Raw genomic sequence first — 294 nt, 5'->3', positions numbered from 1 at the left:
ATTTGCTCTGTCCAAGCAAGCATTACGTAAGCCGTAACGAGCAGTAGTTTATCTGCCAAAGGGTCAGCTATGGCACCAAATCGCGACTTCCAATTAAATTGGCGAGCCAAGAAACCATCAACTCCATCTGAAAGACCTGCTACAAAGAATAGAATCAAAGCCTGCAAATATTGCGCGGAATATACGCTCATCGCAAAAGGAATCACCAGCAGGATTCGAATAACAGTTAGAATATTAGGAATCTGATTAGCTGCGATCATTCTATCTCCAAAATAACCATAGCAATGACTAAGA

1 protein-coding gene is annotated in these 294 nt (G+C 41.5%); it reads right to left on the bottom strand.

Translation table 11 applies throughout. The features are described from left to right. The coding region (locus A3757_RS04935; protein ID WP_197469794.1) for a CDP-alcohol phosphatidyltransferase family protein at window positions 1-260 on the bottom strand (260 nt) is incomplete at its 3' end. Window positions 261-294: the final 34 nt, after the last annotated feature.

It is taken from the genome of Oleiphilus sp. HI0117, from assembly GCF_001635235.1.
The sequence above is the reverse complement of the archived record's forward strand: the minus strand, read 5'-3'. Positions and strand labels throughout refer to the sequence as shown.